19 protein-coding genes and 1 riboswitch are annotated in these 17,037 nt (G+C 71.1%); of the genes, 6 read left to right on the top strand and 13 right to left on the bottom strand.

Annotation, left to right across the window (positions count from 1 at the left end):
• Positions 1 to 56: 56 nt before the first annotated feature.
• Entirely contained in the window at positions 57 to 539 is a 483-nt protein-coding gene (locus ABZW11_RS04615) for a hypothetical protein (protein ID WP_355412617.1), read from the top strand.
• A gap of 64 nt (positions 540 to 603) precedes the next feature.
• Here ABZW11_RS04615 and ABZW11_RS04620 read toward each other — a convergent pair whose 3' ends face one another.
• The 5 genes from ABZW11_RS04620 to ABZW11_RS04640 form a co-directional block, all read right to left on the bottom strand.
• Positions 604 to 1,386 carry a type III pantothenate kinase gene (locus ABZW11_RS04620; protein ID WP_355412619.1) on the bottom strand — a complete coding sequence of 261 codons (783 nt, stop codon included), beginning with the start codon at positions 1,384 to 1,386 and terminating at the stop codon, positions 604 to 606.
• A gap of 3 nt (positions 1,387 to 1,389) precedes the next feature.
• Positions 1,390 to 3,915 carry an L-aspartate oxidase gene (locus ABZW11_RS04625; RefSeq protein ID WP_355412621.1) on the bottom strand — a complete coding sequence of 842 codons (2,526 nt, stop codon included), beginning with the start codon at positions 3,913 to 3,915 and terminating at the stop codon, positions 1,390 to 1,392.
• 77 nt (positions 3,916 to 3,992) lie between these two features.
• A complete protein-coding gene (gene panC, locus ABZW11_RS04630; RefSeq protein WP_355412623.1) occupies positions 3,993 to 4,841 on the bottom strand; it encodes a pantoate--beta-alanine ligase in 849 nt (282 codons plus the stop codon).
• A gap of 22 nt (positions 4,842 to 4,863) precedes the next feature.
• Entirely contained in the window at positions 4,864 to 5,754 is an 891-nt protein-coding gene (locus ABZW11_RS04635) for a DUF2520 domain-containing protein (RefSeq protein ID WP_355412625.1), read from the bottom strand.
• Between the two features lie 317 nt (positions 5,755 to 6,071).
• On the bottom strand, positions 6,072 to 6,299 hold the full coding sequence (locus tag ABZW11_RS04640) for a chaplin family protein (protein WP_355412627.1): 228 nt from the start codon (positions 6,297 to 6,299) through the stop codon (positions 6,072 to 6,074).
• A 189-nt stretch (positions 6,300 to 6,488) separates the two neighbouring features.
• Here ABZW11_RS04640 and ABZW11_RS04645 point away from each other — a divergent pair, with 189 nt between their 5' ends.
• Entirely contained in the window at positions 6,489 to 7,451 is a 963-nt protein-coding gene (locus ABZW11_RS04645) for an SAM-dependent methyltransferase (protein ID WP_355412629.1), read from the top strand.
• 48 nt (positions 7,452 to 7,499) lie between these two features.
• On the opposite strand, the gene ABZW11_RS04650 is transcribed toward ABZW11_RS04645, so the two are convergent.
• Together ABZW11_RS04650 and ABZW11_RS04655 are read right to left on the bottom strand one after the other, a co-directional pair.
• Entirely contained in the window at positions 7,500 to 8,696 is a 1,197-nt protein-coding gene (locus ABZW11_RS04650; protein WP_355412631.1) for a cytochrome P450, read from the bottom strand.
• The gene (locus tag ABZW11_RS04655) at positions 8,696 to 9,439 is read right to left on the bottom strand and encodes a TerC family protein (RefSeq protein ID WP_355412633.1); all 744 of its coding nucleotides are present in this window, start codon (positions 9,437 to 9,439) and stop codon (positions 8,696 to 8,698) included. Before ABZW11_RS04655 ends, ABZW11_RS04650 begins: the two co-directional genes overlap by 1 nt.
• A 113-nt stretch (positions 9,440 to 9,552) precedes the next feature.
• Positions 9,553 to 9,668: riboswitch (SAM riboswitch) on the top strand.
• A gap of 44 nt (positions 9,669 to 9,712) precedes the next feature.
• Here ABZW11_RS04655 and ABZW11_RS04660 point away from each other — a divergent pair.
• Positions 9,713 to 11,008 (top strand): aminotransferase class V-fold PLP-dependent enzyme, encoded by a 1,296-nt coding sequence (locus tag ABZW11_RS04660; protein ID WP_355412635.1) that lies wholly within the window; start codon positions 9,713 to 9,715, stop codon positions 11,006 to 11,008.
• A 103-nt stretch (positions 11,009 to 11,111) separates the two neighbouring features.
• Here the strand turns inward: ABZW11_RS04660 and ABZW11_RS04665 are convergent, their stop codons facing one another.
• Positions 11,112 to 11,807: a DoxX family protein gene (locus tag ABZW11_RS04665; RefSeq protein WP_355412636.1), complete on the bottom strand. Its 696-nt coding sequence runs from the start codon at positions 11,805 to 11,807 to the stop codon at positions 11,112 to 11,114.
• Positions 11,808 to 11,929: 122 nt separating this feature from the next.
• On the opposite strand from ABZW11_RS04665, the gene ABZW11_RS04670 reads away from it, so the two are divergent.
• The 3 genes from ABZW11_RS04670 to ABZW11_RS04680 are packed head-to-tail and all read left to right on the top strand — an operon-like array spanning position 11,930 to position 14,377.
• Entirely contained in the window at positions 11,930 to 13,075 is a 1,146-nt protein-coding gene (locus ABZW11_RS04670; RefSeq protein WP_355412637.1) for an NADH-quinone oxidoreductase subunit D, read from the top strand.
• The gene (locus tag ABZW11_RS04675; RefSeq protein ID WP_355412639.1) at positions 13,072 to 14,199 is read left to right on the top strand and encodes an acyltransferase; all 1,128 of its coding nucleotides are present in this window, start codon (positions 13,072 to 13,074) and stop codon (positions 14,197 to 14,199) included. Before ABZW11_RS04670 ends, ABZW11_RS04675 begins: the two co-directional genes overlap by 4 nt.
• A complete protein-coding gene (locus tag ABZW11_RS04680) occupies positions 14,192 to 14,377 on the top strand; it encodes a hypothetical protein (protein ID WP_355412641.1) in 186 nt (61 codons plus the stop codon). The genes ABZW11_RS04675 and ABZW11_RS04680 overlap by 8 nt, the downstream gene beginning before the upstream one ends.
• Here ABZW11_RS04680 and ABZW11_RS04685 read toward each other — a convergent pair.
• Genes ABZW11_RS04685 through folP form a run of 5 tightly spaced genes read right to left on the bottom strand, consistent with a single transcriptional unit; the run spans position 14,374 to position 16,933 of the window.
• Positions 14,374 to 14,832, bottom strand: coding sequence for a DUF3180 domain-containing protein (locus tag ABZW11_RS04685; protein WP_355412643.1), 459 nt, complete (start codon positions 14,830 to 14,832; stop codon positions 14,374 to 14,376). The two genes, ABZW11_RS04680 and ABZW11_RS04685, sit on opposite strands and share 4 nt — an antisense overlap.
• Complete coding sequence (gene folK, locus ABZW11_RS04690; protein WP_355412645.1) at positions 14,829 to 15,332, bottom strand: 2-amino-4-hydroxy-6-hydroxymethyldihydropteridine diphosphokinase; 504 nt, start codon at positions 15,330 to 15,332, stop codon at positions 14,829 to 14,831. Before folK ends, ABZW11_RS04685 begins: the two co-directional genes overlap by 4 nt.
• A complete protein-coding gene (gene folB / locus ABZW11_RS04695; RefSeq protein ID WP_345392389.1) occupies positions 15,329 to 15,694 on the bottom strand; it encodes a dihydroneopterin aldolase in 366 nt (121 codons plus the stop codon). Before folB ends, folK begins: the two co-directional genes overlap by 4 nt.
• A complete protein-coding gene (locus ABZW11_RS04700) occupies positions 15,684 to 16,130 on the bottom strand; it encodes a nuclear transport factor 2 family protein (protein WP_355412647.1) in 447 nt (148 codons plus the stop codon). The genes folB and ABZW11_RS04700 overlap by 11 nt, the downstream gene beginning before the upstream one ends.
• Entirely contained in the window at positions 16,127 to 16,933 is an 807-nt protein-coding gene (gene folP, locus ABZW11_RS04705) for a dihydropteroate synthase (RefSeq protein WP_355412856.1), read from the bottom strand. Before folP ends, ABZW11_RS04700 begins: the two co-directional genes overlap by 4 nt.
• Positions 16,934 to 17,037: the final 104 nt, after the last annotated feature.

Genomic DNA, 17,037 nt, shown 5'->3' on the forward strand with positions numbered 1-17,037 from the left:
CACGAGCTCAGGGGGGAGCCGGTAGGGAGCCGGCCCAGGGAGCTCAAGGAGAGAAGATGTTCAAGAAGATCGCCACAGGGCTCCTGGCCGCCGCCGCGACGACCGCTCTCGCCCTGTCACTTCCCACCGCCGCTCAGGCTTCCGGCTTCGACCACCACCGGGACTCCTCCGACAGCTGGGGCCCCGTCTACGCCAAGTTCGGCCTGGCCAAGGCCGAGGGCTGGATCGGCGTCGACTGGAACCGGCGCGGCACCCACAACGAGGTCAGCGTCGCCGGCCGCCTCTACGACCGCGACAACCGCACCTACCGCCGCGGCGGCAAGTGCGCGTTCGTCACCTTCCAGGCCCGCGAGTTCCGCAGCGGCTGGGACACGGTCTACACCGACAAGTACTGCGGCTACCCCGGCTTCGAGCGCTTCCGCTTCGAGGTCGAGGACGTCTCGGCCGTGCGGGTGCAGGTCTGCCAGGCCGGCCCGCAGCACAACGCGTGGCCGACGAACTGCGGCCGCTGGGACTACATCTACTCCGCCCGCCACTGACCGTGGCAGGAACGCGAGCGGCCCCCCGCATCGGCGGGGGGCCGCTCTTCCACGTGTACGGGGATCAGCCGGCGTTCCTGTGGTAGATCAGCCGCAGCCCGATGAGGGTCAGCCACGGCTCGTGCACGTCGATCGAGCGCGACTCGCCCACCACGAGGGCCGCGTGGCCGCCGGTGGCCACCACGGTGACGTCGTCGGGGTCGTCGGCGAGTTCGGCGGCCATGCGCTCGACGATGCCGTCCACCTGGCCCGCGAAGCCGTAGATGATGCCGGCCTGCAGGGCCTCGACGGTGTTCTTGGCGATCACCGAGCGCGGCCTGACCAGCTCGACCTTGTGCAGCTGGGCTCCGGCCGCGGCCAGGGCGTCCACGGAGATCTCGATGCCGGGCGCGGTGACCGCCCCGACGTATTCGCCCTTGGCGGAGACCGCGTCGAACGACGTGGCGGTGCCGAAGTCGACGATGACGCAGGGGCCGCCGTACTGGTCGATGGCGGCCAGCGCGTTCACGATGCGGTCGCTGCCGACCTCTTTGGGGTTGTCCATGCGTACGGGCACGCCGGTGCGGATGCCCGGCTCAACGATCACCGCGGTCACGTCGCCGTAGTAGCGGCGGCACATCTCGCGCATCTCGTTGAGCACGCTCGGCACGGTGGAACAGATGGCGATGCCGTCGACGTCGGCCCCCTTGAGCAGCGGCGACTGGGCCAGCAGCCCTTGGAGGACGACCGCGATCTCGTCGGCGGTGCGGCGGGCGTCGGTGGCGAGCCGCCAATGCTCGATGACGTCCTCGCCCTCGAACAGTCCCAGCACCGTGTGCGTGTTGCCGACGTCGATCGTGAGCAGCATCAATTACCCCCGCAGATCCAGTGCGATGTCAAGGGCCGGCGCTGAGTGCGTTAGCGCTCCCACCGCAAGGTAGTCGACGCCAGTGTCCGCCACATCACGGGCCGATTCCAAGGTCAATCCCCCACTCGCCTCAAGAGCAACCCTGTTTTTCGCCCGATTTTTCACAACTTGTACGGCACGCGCGGTGTCCTCGACCGTGAAGTTGTCCAGCAGGATCAGCTCGGCGCCCTCGTCGAGCACCGGGTCCAGCTGGTCCAGCCGGTCGATCTCCACCTCGATCGGCAGGTCCGGGTACCGCTCCCTGACCGCCCTGAACGCCTCGGCCACGCCTCCCGCCGCCACCACGTGGTTGTCCTTGATCAGCGCCGCGTCCGACAGCGACATCCGGTGGTTGACGCCGCCGCCGCAGCGCACCGCGTACTTCTCCAGCGCCCGCAGTCCCGGCAGCGTCTTGCGGCTGTCGCGCACCCGCGCGCCCGTACCGTTGATCTCCTCCACCCAGCGGCCGGTCAGCGTGGCCACCCCGGACAGGTGGGTGAGCAGGTTGAGCGCGGTGCGCTCGGCCGTCAGCAGCCCGCGCACCGGGCCCTCCAGCGTCATCAGCACGTCGCCCGCCCTGACCCGCTCGCCGTCCTTGGCCGTCCGCTCGGCCCGCGCCGCGCCCAGCCGGACGAACACCGCCTCGGCCACGGCCAGCCCGGCCACCACGCCGTCCTTGCGCGCCACCACGTCGGCGACCGCCCGCTGCTCCGCCGGGATCGTGGCCAGGCTCGTCACGTCGCCCGCCTCCTGGAGGTCCTCCTCCAGGGCGCGGGCGATCAGCGCGTCCACCTCGGCCGGGTCGAGCCCGGCCGCCGTCAGCTCCTGCGCCAGGCGCGCGGGCATCGTGTCCTCATGCGGCGTGTACGTCATGCGCAGCCCCTCCTCGGTCAGCGTCACGTCCAGGTGGCCGAGCCACTCGTTGTCGTCGCGTACGTCGTGGTCCTCGCGCCAGTGCGAGCCGCGCGTCTCCAGCCGGGCCGCCGCCGCACCGGTGAGCGCGGTGGCCACCGTGAGCAGGTTCGTGGCCTCCCACGACTCGGTACGCGGCGGCACCGCCACCGGCGTCCACCGGGCGTCGCGCAGCGCCCTGGCGGTCTGCATGAGCGACTCGCGGCTGCGCAGCACGCTCGCGCCCGCGCTCATGTGAGCCTGGACCCTGGACCTGACCCGGGGGTCCACCAGCCCCTCCTGGGCGGAGGCGGGCACCGGGTCGCCGGGCGACGGGCGTACGGCGTGGATGTCCTCCGCGATGCGCTCGGCGAAGACGAGCCCTTCGAGCAGCGAGTTGGAGGCCAGCCGGTTCGCGCCGTGCACGCCGGTGCAGGAGACCTCGCCGCAGGCGTACAGGCCGTCGATGCTGGTACGGCCCCGCAGGTCCGTACGGACGCCGCCGCTGGCGTAGTGGGCCGCGGGCGCGACCGGGATGGGCTCCGTGACCGGGTCGATGCCGTGCTCGCGGCAGGCCGCGTAGATCGTCGGGAAGCGCGTCTCCCACATCTCGCGGCCGAAGTGGCGGCCGTCGAGGTAGACGTGCTCGCGCCCGGTCTCGCGCATCCTGCGGGTGATGGCCTTGGTCACGACGTCGCGCGGCGCGAGGTCGGCCATCTCGTGCACGCCGGTCATGAACCGCTCGCCCTCGTGGTCGATGAGGAAGGCCCCCTCGCCCCTGACCGCCTCGGAGATGAGCGGCTGCTGCCCCGTCGAGCCCGCGCCCAGCCAGAGCACGGTGGGGTGGAACTGGACGAACTCGATGTCGCGCACCACCGCACCGGCCCGCAGCGCGAGCGCGACGCCGTCGGCGGTGGAGACGACCGGGTTGGTGGTGACCGCGTAGACCTGGCCCATGCCGCCGGTGGCCAGCACCACCGCCCTGGCGTGCACCGCGCCCACGCCGTCGCGCGCGCCCTCGCCCATGACGTGCAGGGTCACGCCCCTGGCCCGGCCCTGCGCGTCCTTGATCAGGTCGAGCACCAGGGCGTGCTCGATGACCTCGATCGAGCCCGCGCGCACCGCCTCGACCAGGGCCCGCTGCACCTCCGCGCCCGTGGCGTCGCCGCCGGCGTGCACGATCCTGCGCCGCCGGTGCCCGCCCTCCCTGCCGAGCTGCAGCTCCCCGTCGCCGGTGCGGTCGAAGCGCGCGCCCCTCGCCATCAGCCGCCGCAGCGCTCCCGGGCCGTCGGTGACGAGCGTGCGCACCGCCCGTACGTCGCACAGCCCCACCCCTGCGACCAGCGTGTCGTTCAGGTGTTCCTCGGGGGTGTCATGCGGGTCGAGCACGGCGGCGATGCCACCCTGCGCCCAGCGGGTCGAGCCGGACGACAGGCCGTCCTTGGTGACGACCAGAACCTTGGCCGCCGGCTCCAGCTCGGCGTAGCGCAGGGCCACGGTCAGGCCCGCGACGCCGGAGCCCACGACGACCACATCCGCGTCCACGGTCCAGCCCGGGTCGGGAGCGGTCAGACGCAGGGGAATCGCCGGTGCACTCATGGGGGTCTCCTCACTGAGGCGATTTCGTCACTATGACGATAACGCCTGGGCGCGCGTGAGCATGCCCCGGGGGGTGCTCAGGACGGACGGTCGGCCGGCCCCAGCGTGAGGGTGACGTTGTCGATCAGCCGGGTGCTCCCCACCCTGGCCGCCACCGCGAGCACGGCCAGGCCCTCGAAGTCGTCATCGACCTCGGCGAACGTGGCCGGATCGACCAGCGCCAGGTAGTCGACGTCGAGCGCGGGACCCGCCGCGTCGAGCACCTCGCGCGCCTCCGCCCTGATCTCGTCCGGCATGAGCCGGGCGGCGCCGGCCCGCAGCGCCCGCGACAGCGCCAGCGCCACCTGCCGGTCGTCGTCCGACAGGTAGCGGTTGCGGCTGGACAGGGCCAGGCCGTCGGGCTCGCGTACGGTGGGGGCGCCGAGGATCTCGATGGGCAGGTCGAGGTCGGCGACCATGCGGCGGATGAGCGCGAGCTGCTGGGCGTCCTTCTGCCCGAAGACCGCGAGGTCGGGCTGCACCAGGTTGAACAGCTTGAGCACGACCGTCAGCACGCCGTCGAAGTGCCCCGGGCGCGCGGCCCCCTCGACGACGCGGCCCATCTCGCCGGAGGAGACGCCGACCTGGCGGTCGGGCGGATACATGTCCTCGGCGGAGGGATGGAAGACCACCTCGACGCCCTCGGCCCGGCACACGTCCAGATCGGCATCAAAAGTACGGGGATAGCGCGAAAAATCCTCGTTGGGGCCGAACTGCAAGGGATTGACGAAGATGCTGACCACGACCTGATCGGCGCGCACCCGGGCCTGCCTGATCAGCGACCGGTGCCCCTCGTGGAGCGCGCCCATGGTGGGCACCAGCGCCACCGTGCCACCACGGCGCGCCTTGACCAGGTCTTCCCGGTTCCTGGCGACGATCAGCTCCATAACAGTCCTCCGAACGCGACAATCAGGTCCATATATTGCCCCCCAGTGCGTCGAGCAGCCGCTCGGCCTCCTCCGGCTTGAGCAGCCCGGCCGCCAGCGCGCGGTCGGCGGTGAGCCTGGCCAGCGCGATGTAGGCGTCGGCCGCCTCGGGCGCGGCCAGGATGAGCGCGTCGACGTGTTTGCGTACGGTGCCGGCGTCTCCCCTGACGACGGGACCGGTCAGGCCCGCGATGCCGAGCCGCAGCACGTTGTCGAGCGCGGCGCCGAGCAGCGGCCCCAGCATCCGGCCTGGATGCTCGACGCCGATGCCGCGCAGCAGGTCGCCCGACTCGGCGATGAGCGTGACCATGTGGTTGGCGGCGCCGGCCAGGGCCGCGTGGTAGAGCGGGCGGTCGGAGTCGGCGATCCAGACCGGCTCGCCGCCCATCTCGATCACCAGCGCCTCGGCGACCGGCCGCAGCACGTCGGGGGCGGTCACGCCGTAGGAGATGCCGGTGAGCTTGTTGAGGTCGTCGTCGCGGCCGGTGAACGTCATCACCGGGTGCAGCGCCAGCGGCAGCGCGCCCGCCTCGGCCGCCGGGTCGAGCACCGAGAGGCCGTACGCGCCACTGGTGTGGACGAGCATCTTGCCCCGCAGGTCGGCGCCCGTGCTGGCCAGGCCGCCCACCAGGTCGGGCAGCGCGTCGTCGGGCACGGTGAGCAGGATCAGCTGCGCCGCCGCCACCACCTCGTCGGGCCTGGACGGCGAGACGCCGAGGCGCTCGGCCGCCCATCTCTGGGAGTTGTCGGAAACGCCGCTGGCGGCCACCACCCGGTGGCCCGCCTGCGCGAGCGCCGCGCCGAGTGCGGAGCCCACCTTGCCGGCCCCCAGCACGCCGACGGTCAGCCGTGCCGGGCGGTCCCCTGCGTCCATGACGTCTCACCCCTGACCAACGTGATGGCACTGCCGACCAGGGTAACGGCCTCGCGGAGTGGCGAGTGTGACCGGTGTTTTGCCGCGCGTTGAGTTAACGACAAAAGGGACAAGGGCATGCGAACTGGTGCACCCCCTGTCGGAAGAGATGAGGAGAGGGGCCATCGCAGGAAGGCAGCGGGCGCCGAGTCCTCTGTGGACCCGACGCCCGCGATCGCGCTGACCCCTTGGGAGTGCGCCGGCTGGTCGTCCGCCGACCGACCAGCCGGGACATGAACCCGGGCCGGCCTGCGCCGGCCCGGGCTCTATGGGTGCGCTCAGTGGTGGCTGGGCGCGTAGGCGTTGGCGCCGCCCTTGCAGCCCGCGACCGCGAGGCCGATGACGGCGACCGCGTTTCCGCAGACGTTGATCGGAGCGACGATCGGGACGTGGAGCTGGTTGCCGGAGACAACGCCGCCGGTGCCGTTGGTGATGTCGGCGTGCGCCGGGGCGGCCAGCGAGAGCATGGCGACGGCTCCGGTGACGACCATGACCTTCTTCAGCACGAGGGCTCCTCTCTTTCGCGGCCTGCACGACCGCGGGGTGTTTCTTCGGCGAGTGAAAGCCGCGCCACCTGGAGGTCGGCACAGCGCAATCACTCGATGACAACAGGTAAACGCTAACGCATGATTGCGACAATGAGTAGTCATTCAATGACAGTGCGTCGCGATGGGAAGTCATGAGATAGTCCAGGCATGTGGCTCACATGGCGCGCGGCGACGGAGCGCGCGCTGTACGGCGAGGAGGGCTTCTACCTCCGCGAACGCCCCTCGGGCCACTTCCGCACCTCCGTCAGCGCGTCCCCGGCCTTCGCCGAGGCGGTGCTGGCGCTGCTCGCGGAAGTGGACGCCGAGCTGGGCAAACCCGACGCGCTCGACCTGGTCGACATCGGGGCGGGCGAGGGCGTGCTGGTCGCCGAGGTCCTCGAACGCGCCGAGCCCGCGCTGCGCGACCGGCTGCGCGTCACGGCGATCGAGCTGTCGCCCAGGCCCGCCGGCCTGCCCGAGGCGATCGGCTGGTCGAGAGAGCTGCCGTGCTGCTTCACCGGGCTGGCCGTCGCCAACGAGTGGCTCGACAACGTGCCGCTCGACGTTGTCGAGCAGACCGCCGACGGGCCCCGGGTGGTGATGGTGGAGGTGCACACCGGCGAGGAACGCCTGGGCGGGCCGCTCCGGCCGGCCGACCGCGAGTGGCTCGACCGGTGGTGGCCGCTGACGCGGGTGGGGGCGCGGGCCGAGATCGGCAGGCCGCGTGACGAGGCGTGGGCGTCCGTTCTCCTCCGTCTCACCAGGGGCCGGGCGATCGCCATCGATTATGCACATCCTGTGGATAACCGTCCGCCCTGTGGAACGCTGACCGGATACCGGGACGGGTCGGTCGTGACCCCCGTACCCGACGGGAGCTGCGACATCACCGCACACGTCGCACTCGACGCGTGCGCCGAGGCCGGGCGCCGGGCCGGCGCGATATCCACAGCCTTGTCCACACAGCGCGAGGCGCTGCGCGAGCTGGGGCTGACCGGCGCGCGGCCGCCCCTCGACCTGGCCCGCACCGATCCGCGCCGCTACCTGCGCGCGCTCGCGCGGGCCTCGGAGGAGGGCGAGCTGCTGGAGGCGACCGGGCTCGGCGGCTTCGGCTGGCTCAGCCAGAGCAAGTGACCCTCGCCGCCACGCCCCGGCGAAGCCCGGCTGCGGGCGTCCGCCGCTTCAGGCGGGGGTGGCCGTCAGGTTCAGCGCGCGGAGGCCGCGGATGACGTAGCCGGGCTTCCATGCGGGCTCTTCGCGCAGCTCCAGCTTCGACGTGCGGTCGAGCAGGGCGCCGAACGACTCCGCCAGCTCGATCCTGGCCAGCGGCGCGCCCAGGCAGAAGTGGATGCCGGCGCCGAACGAGATGTGCGGGTTGTCGGCGCGGCCCACGTCGAGCCGGTCAGGGTCGGCGAACACCTCGGGGTCCCTATTGGCCGAGCCGAACAGCAGGGCCACCTCCGAGCCGCGCGGGATGCGTACGCCGTGCACCTCGATGTCCTCAAGCACCCACCGCTCGAACATCTGCAGCGGCGTGTCCCACCGCATCAGCTCCTCGACCGCGGTGGACAGCAGCGAGCGGTCGGCGCGCAGCCTGGCCAGCTCGGCCGGGTTGCGGAACAGCGACCACCAGCCGTTGCCCGTCACGTTCACGGTGGCCTCGTGACCGGCGTTGAGCAGCAGCACACAGGTGCCGACCAGCTCGTCCTCGGTCAGCTCGTCGATCTGGGTGAGGGCGCTGACGAGGTCGTCGCCGGGGTTCGCGCGCCGGCCGGCGGCCAGCGCCTTGAGGTAGCCGGAGAACTCCGTGGCCGCGCGTACGGCGGTGTGCTGGGCCTCCAGGGTGGGGTTGAGCTCGTACATGCCGCAGATGTCGGCCGACCAGGGGCGCAGCAGGTGGCGGTCGCCGTCGGGGATGCCGAGCATCTCCGCGATGACGGTGACCGGCAGCGGCTCGGCGACCTCGGCGATGAGGTCGCCGCCGCCCTTCTCGACGTACGCGGCCACGAGCTCGCCCGCCATGGCCCTGACGCGGGGCCGCAGCGACTCGACCATGCGCGGCGTGAACGCCTTGGAGACCAGCCGGCGCAACCGCGTGTGCACCGGCGGCTCCACGTCGAGCATGCCCGCCCTGATCACGCGCCAGAACGGCTCCTGGAACTCCGGCTCCGGCGGCCTGCCGAACTCCTCGTGGCCGGCCACGTGCAAGTACGACCGGCCCAGGCGGCGGTCCCTGAGCAGCGCGTTGACGTCGGCGTGCCGGGAGATCAGCCACTGGCCCGTCGGCTCGAAGTAGCTGACGGGCGCCTCGCGGCGCAGCTCGTCGTAGACGCGGTACGGGTACGCCACGAAATCCGGATTCCAAGGATCAAAGCCCACTATTTCATCTTAGAAGCGGACGCCTCCTTCTTCGCGTTCCTGCTCCGCACCCGGATGTTGAGCAGCTCGACCACGACGGAGAACGCCATCGCGAAGTAGATGTAGCCCTTGGGGATGTGCTGGTCGAGGCCCTCGGCGACGAGCATCACGCCGATGAGCACCAGGAACGCCAGCGCCAGCATCTTGATCGTGGGGTGGCTGTCCACGAACCGGCTGATCGGCCCGGACGCGAACAGCATCACGGCCACGGCCACGACGACCGCCGCGACCATGACGCCCAGCTCGTCGACCATGCCGACCGCGGTGATCACCGAGTCGAGCGAGAACACGATGTCCAGCACCATGATCTGCAGGATCACGGAGGTGAAGGAGACGGCCGCGGGCTTCTTGCCGTCCTTGTCGTGGGGCGCCTCCATGTTGTGGTGGATCTCGGTGACGCTCTTGCCCAGCAGGAACAGGCCGCCGAGCAGCAGGATCAGGTCACGTCCCGAAATCTCATGACCGAAGACCTCGAACAACGGCTCGGTGAGCTGCACCACCCACGACAGCCCCAACAGCAGGAGCAGCCGGCTGACGAGTGCCGCGGCCAGGCCGAGCACGCGGGCCCGGTCGCGCTGCTCGGGTGGCAGCTTCCCGGCGAGGATGGAGATGAAGATGATGTTGTCGATCCCCAGCACGATCTCAAGGGCGACCAGGGTTAAAAAGCCGATCCAGATCTGCGGATCGGCCACCCAGTCGAGCATCGGGTACCTCCATGACTCGAGGGCAGGCGGGTTTCCGGTAGCAACGAGCAAGAGGACGCAGAAGTTCGCGGCTTGCGATTTCCGCCCGGGTGTCGGTTATAGTTCCCCTCGTAGGTCATGAGTGCCAGCGTCAAGCCCCGGCTAGCTGGCCGGCAACCCTCGCGTCCGCGGCGGGGTGCCCCGGGTGAAGACCTGGTCCGTCACGAGGTGTGGCGGGCAAGCGCGGGCTCCTCGGCTGCTTCCAGGGGTCCGATGACCCCGAGGAGGTTCGCCGTGTCCACTCTGACGATCTTCAGCAACGCCCGTGCCGCCGAGGAGACCCCGGCGCCCGCCACGCAGGCCCGGCCGATCCCCGCCGTCCTGGGCGCCGACCTCGAAGTGCCGGTCAAGGGCGGCCGCCTGGTCGGCTACGCCAACCTCGACTACGCCGCCAGCGCCCCCTGTCTCGAGCCGGTCAGCGCCGCCGTCACCGCCGCGCTCCCGGCCTACTCCAGCGTCCACCGCGGCGCCGGCTACGCCTCCCAGCTCACCACCGCCCGGTACGAGCAGGCTCGCCACACCGTACGCGCCTTCGTCGGCGCCCGCCCCGACGACGCGGTGATCTTCACCCGCAACACCACCGACGCCACCAACCTGCTGGCCGGCTGCCTGCCCGAGGACACCACGGCCGTCGTCTTCGACACCGAGCACCACGCCTCCCTGCTGCCCTGGCCGAACGCGGTCCGGCTGGCCCCGCCCGCCTTCCCCGGCGAGGCCGTGCGCGCCGCCGACGAGACGCTCGCCGCCATCGACGGGCCCAAGCTGCTCGTCGTCACCGCCGCCTCCAACGTCACCGGCGAGCTGTGGCCCATCGCGGCCCTGGCCCACATCGCGCACCGGCACGGCGCGCGGATCCTGGTGGACGCGGCGCAGCTCGTACCGCATCGGCGGCTCAACCTGACCGCGCTCGACCTCGACTACGTGGCCTTCTCCGGGCACAAGCTGTACGCGCCGTTCGGCGCGGGCGCGCTGGTCGGGCGGCGGGACTGGCTGGCCGACGGCGAGCCGTACCTCAAGGGCGGCGGCGCCGTCCGCTCGGTCGGCGAGAGCGCCGCAAACGTCGAGTGGCACGACGACCCCGAGCCGCGCCACGAGGCGGGCACCCCCAACGTGCTGGGCGCCATCGCGCTGGCCGCGGCCTGCGACGCGCTCACCGCGACCGGCTGGACCGAGCTGGTGCGCGAGGAGGAGCGGCTGATCGCGCGGCTGCGTGCCGGGCTGGCCTCCATCGACGGGGTACGCGAGCTGTCCCTGTGGGGTCCCGACCACCCCCGGGTCGGCATCGTGTCGTTCACCGTGGCCGGGTACTCGGCGCGGGAGGTGGCCGAGGTGCTGTCCGGCGAGTACGGCATCGGGGTGCGCGACGGGAAGTTCTGCGCGCACCCGTTCGTCCGTCATCTGCTGGGCGCCGCCGACGGTGGCTGCGAGGACGGCACCGCGTCCGCCGTGCGGGCCTCGATCGGCATCGGCACGACGCAGGAGCACGTGGACCGGCTGGTGTCGGCCCTGCGCGACCTGGTCGCACGCTGACGTCCAGCGGCCGCACCGGGCGGCCCTTCCGGGCGGCCTTACCGGGCGGCCCTTACGGGCGTGCGCTTCCGGGCGGCCTTCGCCGGCGGCCCGCTCGCCGAACTCAGCGGTTCGGTGGCTTGCGGTGCTGGGGCGGCTCGTCGGCGACCAGGGAGTCGATCTCCCGCATGTCCTCGTCGTTGAGCCGGCTCTGCCGCGGCTCCTGCTGCGGCGCGCCCGGCTGCCTGGGGACGTCGGGCGGCTCCCCGGTGGTGGACCGGGCGGGCGTGGTGGGCCCGCCGTAGGAGCCGGTGTCCGTGCCGCCGTAAGAGCCGGTCGTGCCGGTGGTGGTGTCGGTCCTGTTCGGCCGGTACGACACCAGGTCCTCCTCGGCGGCCCGGCGTTCGTGCCGCCGCCGGAACATCGACGAGAGGATGCCGTCGATCCCGATGCGCCCGCCGCCCAGCGCCAGGAACAGCAGGCAAAGCGCCGCGAGTGCCGCCGCGAACTCCCAGCCGCCTTCGCCCACGAAAACGCCCTTGCCCCAGTGCGCGAAGATGATCGCGCCCAGCATGTTGACCAGCAGCAGCAGCGCCACAGGGCGGACCGCCAATCCGATGATCAGTAGCACCCCGCCGATGAGTTCGACGACCATGGCGTACCCGGCGGCCAGCTCGGGCATCGGGATGCCCATCTCGCCGAAGCCGCTTGCGATCGCGGAGTGCCCGCCCTGCCACTTCTGCCAGCCGTGCGCGACGAAGATCACGCCGGTGATGACGCGCGCGATCAGGGCCGCGATGTCGAAGAGAACTCTCTTCATGGTCCTATCTCCCCCCGTTCCAGCTATTCCTCCCCCTGTCCGGCTATGGGATGTCATCGCATGCCATCTCTTGACCAACCCCCTAGCTGGATCACCAGCGACGACGGTGGCAGCATGGCCGTATGACGGAACGTGTGGTCGGAATCGGCGCGGGCGCGAAAGAGCTGGCCACCGAGGACATGATCCTCAACATCGGGCCGCAACACCCGTCCACCCACGGCGTGCTGCGGCTGCGGCTGACGCTCGACGGCGAGCGCATCGCCACCGCCGAGCCGATCATCGGCTACATGCACCGGGGCGCGGAGAAGCTGTTCGAGGTGCGCGACTACCGTCAGATCATCATGCTCGCCAACCGGCACGACTGGCTGTCGGGGTTCGCGAACGAACTGGGCGTGGTCATCGCGGCCGAGCGCATGCTGGGCATGGAGCCGCCGGTGCGCGCGGTCTGGGCCCGCACGCTGCTGGCCGAGCTCAACCGGGTGCTCAACCACCTGATGTTCCTCGGCTCCTACCCGCTTGAGCTGGGCGCGATGACGCCGCTGTTCTACTCCTTCAACGAGCGCGAGCGCATCCAGGCCGTCATGGAGGAGATCTCCGGCGGGCGCATGCACTACATGTTCAACCGGGTCGGCGGGCTCAAGGAGGACCTGCCGCTGGGCTGGCTCGACCGGGTGTCGGCGGCCGTCGCGGAGACCCGTCGCCGGGTGCCCGACATCGAGAACCTCATCCTGCACAACGAGATCTTCATCGCCCGCACCAAGGGGGTGGGGGTGCTGACGCGGGAGCAGATCCTGCAGTACGGCGTCAGCGGCCCCATCGCCCGTGCCTCCGGGGTGGACATCGACCTGCGGCGCGACGATCCGTACCTGGCCTATGGGGAGCTGCCGGTGAAGGTCGTCACGCGGGGCGCGGGCGACTGCCACGCGCGGTTCGAGGTGCTGCTCGACCAGCTCAAGGTCTCGCTCGACCTGGCCGAGACCTGCGTCGAGCGGCTGCGCTCGCTGCCGTCAGGGCCGATCAACCAGCGGCTGCCCAAGGTGCTGAAGGTGCCGGAGGGTCACACGTACGCCTGGACCGAGAACCCGCTCGGCATCAACGGCTACTACCTGGTCTCCAAGGGCGACAAGACGCCGTGGCGGCTCAAGCTGCGCTCGGCGTCGTACAGCAACATCCAGGTGCTGCGGGAGATGCTGCCTGGGCACCTGGTGGCCGACATGGTGGCCATCCTCGGCTCGATGTTCTTCGTCGTGGGTGACATCGACAAGTGAGCGGGCAACAACGGGACAAGTACGTCGACTGGCTGCGGGCGCTCAGCCTGATCGTCGTGGTGGTCTGGCACTGGGCGTTCACCATCCTCGCATGGAAGCCGCACGGCCCCGAGCCGACCAGCCCGCTCGGCTTCACCTCTGGGCTGTGGATCCTCACCTGGCTGCTGCAGGTGCTGCCGCTGTTCTTCTACGTCGGCGGGCACGTGCACCTGCTGTCGTGGCGGCGGGCCAAGGGGCGGGGGGCCGGCATCGGCGCGTTCGTGCTGCGGCGCATCCGCGCGCTCGCCTTACCCGCGCTGTTCCTGTCCGGGGTGTGGGTCGTCATCGGGGCGGTGGTGACGTACACGTTCGAGGTGGACTGGATGTGGCGGGTGGTGCTGCTGGTGCTCAGCCCGCTGTGGTTCCTCGGCGTCTACCTCGTGCTCATCGCGCTGCTGCCGGTCGCGCTGTGGCTGCACCGCCGCTACGACGTGCTCGCGCTGATCTGGCTCGGCGGCACGGCGCTGGTCGTGGACGTGCTGCGCTTCCGCTACGGCGTGGAGTGGGCCGGCTGGCTCAACATGATCGTCGTCTGGGGTCTCGCCCACCAGGCCGGCTTCTTCTACGACCGGGTCGTGGAGCTGCCGCGCCGCTACGACGCCGCCCTGCTGTGGACCGGGCTGTTCGCCCTGTTCGGGCTGGTGTACTCGGGCATCTATCCGGGCTCGATGGTCGGCGTGCCGGGCGACAAGTGGTCGAACATGGCGCCGCCCACGTTCGTCATCGTCGCGCTGCTGCTGTTCCAGATCGGGCTCGTCGAGGTGCTGCGCCCGGCCATGGAGCAGGTGCTGGAGCGGCCGCGCTGGCGGCGGCTCAACGACTTCATCAACCGGTACTCGCTGCCGCTGTTCCTCTTCCACACCACCGGCATGGCCATCTCGCTGGGCCTGTCGTGGTGGCTTTTCGGCACGCTCGGCGACCAGATCCCGCCCGACCTGAAATGGTGGCTCGAACGCCCGATCGCCGTCATCGGGCCGCTGATCTGCACCACGCCCGTCATCTACCTCTTCGGCCGGCGCCGGGCTCCCGTCCGGCAAACGCAGGACAAGGCTGTCGGCGGGTCCATAAGCTCGACGCATGGCTGAGATCGCCTTCCGGGCCAACGCCGAAGACGAGCGGATCATCCGTACCGCGTTGCGGGACGGTGAACGGCCCAGCGACGTGCTGCGTCGCGCGCTGCGCCTGCTGCAGCGGGAGATCTGGCACGACCGCCTCGCCGCCGCCGAGCAGCGGGCCGTGGAGGGCCTGCCCGACGAGCGCTAGCGGCGCTCCTCGTCCTCCGGCTTCTTCGGCACCCGGCAGCAGTGCTCCAGGTAGAGGGCCGCGCAGACGAGCAGCACGCAGGAGACGAACGAGCCGGTCGCGATGAAGAACTCGCTGCGCGGCGTCTCCCTGTCGAGGAGCTGCACCGTGTGGAGCGCGAAGCCGGCGAAGACGCCGCCGAACACCGCACCCGCGTACGCCGACGCCTTGCCCAGCGCCGCCAGCCGGGCCACCGCGAGCGGCTCGACCGGCTTGGTGCCCGGCTTGCGGGCGAGCCTGGCCTTGGTGGCCCAGCCGCTGTAGCCCTCGCCGAGCGCCAGCAGGAGCAGGGTGGGGATGGCGGTCCACGGCAGCAGCGGCAGCCTGCCGTAGTCACTCATCATGATCGCCGCCCAGGTGGCGAGGGCGACGACGACCAGGATGCCGACGAGGGGGCCGGGGGACGTGGGCTTCAATCGGGCCTCTGCAGCTTGAGATCCTCGCGCAGGCGTACGCCCCGCCGGTCGAGCCCTTCGAGCAGCCCCGCCACCGCGCCCTTGCCGGGCAGCACCCCCTCGGGGTCGCAGTCGGCCCACGGCACCAGCACGAACGCCCGCTCGTGCGCCCGGGGATGCGGCAGCGTCAGCTCGGGATCGTCGGAGACGACGTCGCCCACCACGATCAGGTCGATGTCGAGAGTGCGCGGGCCCCAGCGCTCGAGGCGCTCGCGGCCGAAGGCGTTCTCCACGCCCAGCGCCCGCTCCAGCAGCGTCCGCGGCTCCAGCGTGGTCTCCGCGATGACGATCGCGTTGAGGTAGGGCCGCTGCCCGCCTGGACCGCCCACCGGGTCGGTCTCGTAGACCGGGGACGCCTTGACGAACTTCAGGCCAGGCGCGTCGAACAGGGCGTCCAGCGCGTCCTGCAAGGTCGTGAACCTGCGCCCCAGGTTGCTGCCGAGAGAGAGGACCACCTTCATCCGCGGCTCCGCTCGATGGTCACGATCACGTCGTCGAACGGCACCGGGATCGGCGCCGCCGGTTTGTGCACGCTCACCTCGGCCTTGTGCACCAGCTCGTTGGCCAGGCACACGTCGGCGAGCCGCTGCGCGAGCGTCTCGATCAGCTCGACCGGCTCGCCCTCCACCACCGCGGCCAGCGCCTGCGCCAGCTCCCCGTAGTGGACCGTCTTGGTGAGGTCGTCACCGGCCGCCGCCGGCGCGGTGTCGAGGAACAGCGTCGCGTCCACCACGAACTCCTGCCCGAGCTCACGCTCGGCAGCGAGCACGCCGTGCCGGCCCCGGGCGCGCAGGCCCTTGAGGGTGATGCGGTCAGCGCTCAAGCTCGCCTTCCTCCTCCTCGTCGTCGTCGGCCTGCAGCACCGGCGACCCGTGGTGCATCCACAACCGCCAGCCCTGAGAGGTGCGGATGTAGACGTTGCTGGCCACCACTTTGCCCGCGGCGAAACTGGCCTCACCCTCCTCCCCCGCGGTCAGGATGTTCTCCACACAGGTCAGCACGGCCACGTCACCCAGCACCGTCGTGTTGACGTCGGTCAGCACGAACTGGATATAGGTGGTGTTGGCCATGATCAGGGCCCACGACCGCAGCACCTCGGAGCGGCCCGACAGCAGGGTCCAGCCCGGGTGTACGCAACTCACCTGGTCGTCGGTGGTGTCCTCGGCCCAGATCTCGGTCATCTTGTCCAGGTCGCCGCTCTCGATGGCGGTGTAGAACTCCTGGTTGACCGTCTCGATGGCGGCGGTGTCGACGCTCATGTGCCTGCTCCGGCTCTCTTCCATGCGGCGGCCACGCGCACGGCATCGGCATTGGGACCTACTTCGTGCACGCGTACGCACCAGGCTCCGGCGTGCGCGGCCAGTGCGGTCACGGCCAGCGTGGCGTCGTCGCTGCGACTGAACGGCCGGGGCGTGCCGTCGGGTTCGGCCAGCAGGCGCCCCAGGAACCGTTTACGTGAAGCCCCGATGAGCAGCGGGAAGCCGAGCTCCGCGAGTTGCGGGATGCCGGCCAGCACCGCCCAGTTGTGTTCGGCGTTCTTGGCGAAGCCCAGGCCCGGGTCGAGCACGATCTGCTCCTCCGTGACGCCCTCTGCCATCACCAGATCGACCCGCTTGCTCAGCTCTTCGCGCACCTCCGTCACCACGTCGGTGTAGACGGCGCGGGACTCCATGTCGTGGCTGTGCCCCCGCCAGTGCATCACCACGTAGGAGACGCCGGTGTCGGCCACCACGCGTGGCATCTCCGGGTCGGCCAGGCCGCCGCTGACGTCGTTGACGAGCCGCGCGCCCGCCTCGACCGCCGCCCGCGCCACCTCGGCCCGCATCGTGTCGACGCTCACCACCACGCCGTCGGCGGCCAGCGCCCTGATCACCGGGACCACCCTGGCCAGCTCTTCGTCCAGCGGCACCCGGGCCGCGCCAGGGCGGGTGGACTCGCCGCCCACGTCGACGATGTCGGCCCCCTGACCCACCAGGTCGAAGCCGTGCTGGACGGCGGCCTCCGCGCCGAACCACCTGCCGCCGTCGGAGAACGAGTCGGGCGTCACGTTGACCACACCCATGACGAGGCACCGATCCGCACCTCCCGGCACGTTGATGGGCACGCTAGTCATGGGCCAAGCCTAGGCGCTTCCCCACACCTGCTGACATCGTGGGTACCCCGTTC

The organism is Nonomuraea sp. NPDC004580 (genome assembly GCF_040609855.1).
GTDB classification, from domain to species: domain Bacteria; phylum Actinomycetota; class Actinomycetes; order Streptosporangiales; family Streptosporangiaceae; genus Nonomuraea; species Nonomuraea salmonea.

Bases quoted from the DNA above. Each gene is read 5' to 3' on its own strand.
- ABZW11_RS04615 (WP_355412617.1), top strand. From the start codon at position 57: ATGTTCAAGAAGATCGCCACAGGGCTCCTGGCCGCCGCCGCGACGACC.
- ABZW11_RS04620 (WP_355412619.1), bottom strand. From the start codon at position 1,386: ATGCTGCTCACGATCGACGTCGGCAACACGCACACGGTGCTGGGACTG.
- ABZW11_RS04625 (WP_355412621.1), bottom strand. From the start codon at position 3,915: ATGAGTGCACCGGCGATTCCCCTGCGTCTGACCGCTCCCGACCCGGGC.
- panC (WP_355412623.1), bottom strand. From the start codon at position 4,841: ATGGAGCTGATCGTCGCCAGGAACCGGGAAGACCTGGTCAAGGCGCGC.
- ABZW11_RS04635 (WP_355412625.1), bottom strand. From the start codon at position 5,754: ATGGACGCAGGGGACCGCCCGGCACGGCTGACCGTCGGCGTGCTGGGG.
- ABZW11_RS04645 (WP_355412629.1), top strand. From the start codon at position 6,489: ATGTGGCTCACATGGCGCGCGGCGACGGAGCGCGCGCTGTACGGCGAG.
- ABZW11_RS04655 (WP_355412633.1), bottom strand. From the start codon at position 9,439: ATGCTCGACTGGGTGGCCGATCCGCAGATCTGGATCGGCTTTTTAACC.
- ABZW11_RS04665 (WP_355412636.1), bottom strand. From the start codon at position 11,807: ATGAAGAGAGTTCTCTTCGACATCGCGGCCCTGATCGCGCGCGTCATC.
- ABZW11_RS04670 (WP_355412637.1), top strand. From the start codon at position 11,930: ATGACGGAACGTGTGGTCGGAATCGGCGCGGGCGCGAAAGAGCTGGCC.
- ABZW11_RS04680 (WP_355412641.1), top strand. From the start codon at position 14,192: ATGGCTGAGATCGCCTTCCGGGCCAACGCCGAAGACGAGCGGATCATC.
- folK (WP_355412645.1), bottom strand. From the start codon at position 15,332: ATGAAGGTGGTCCTCTCTCTCGGCAGCAACCTGGGGCGCAGGTTCACG.
- ABZW11_RS04700 (WP_355412647.1), bottom strand. From the start codon at position 16,130: ATGAGCGTCGACACCGCCGCCATCGAGACGGTCAACCAGGAGTTCTAC.
- folP (WP_355412856.1), bottom strand. From the start codon at position 16,933: ATGGGTGTGGTCAACGTGACGCCCGACTCGTTCTCCGACGGCGGCAGG.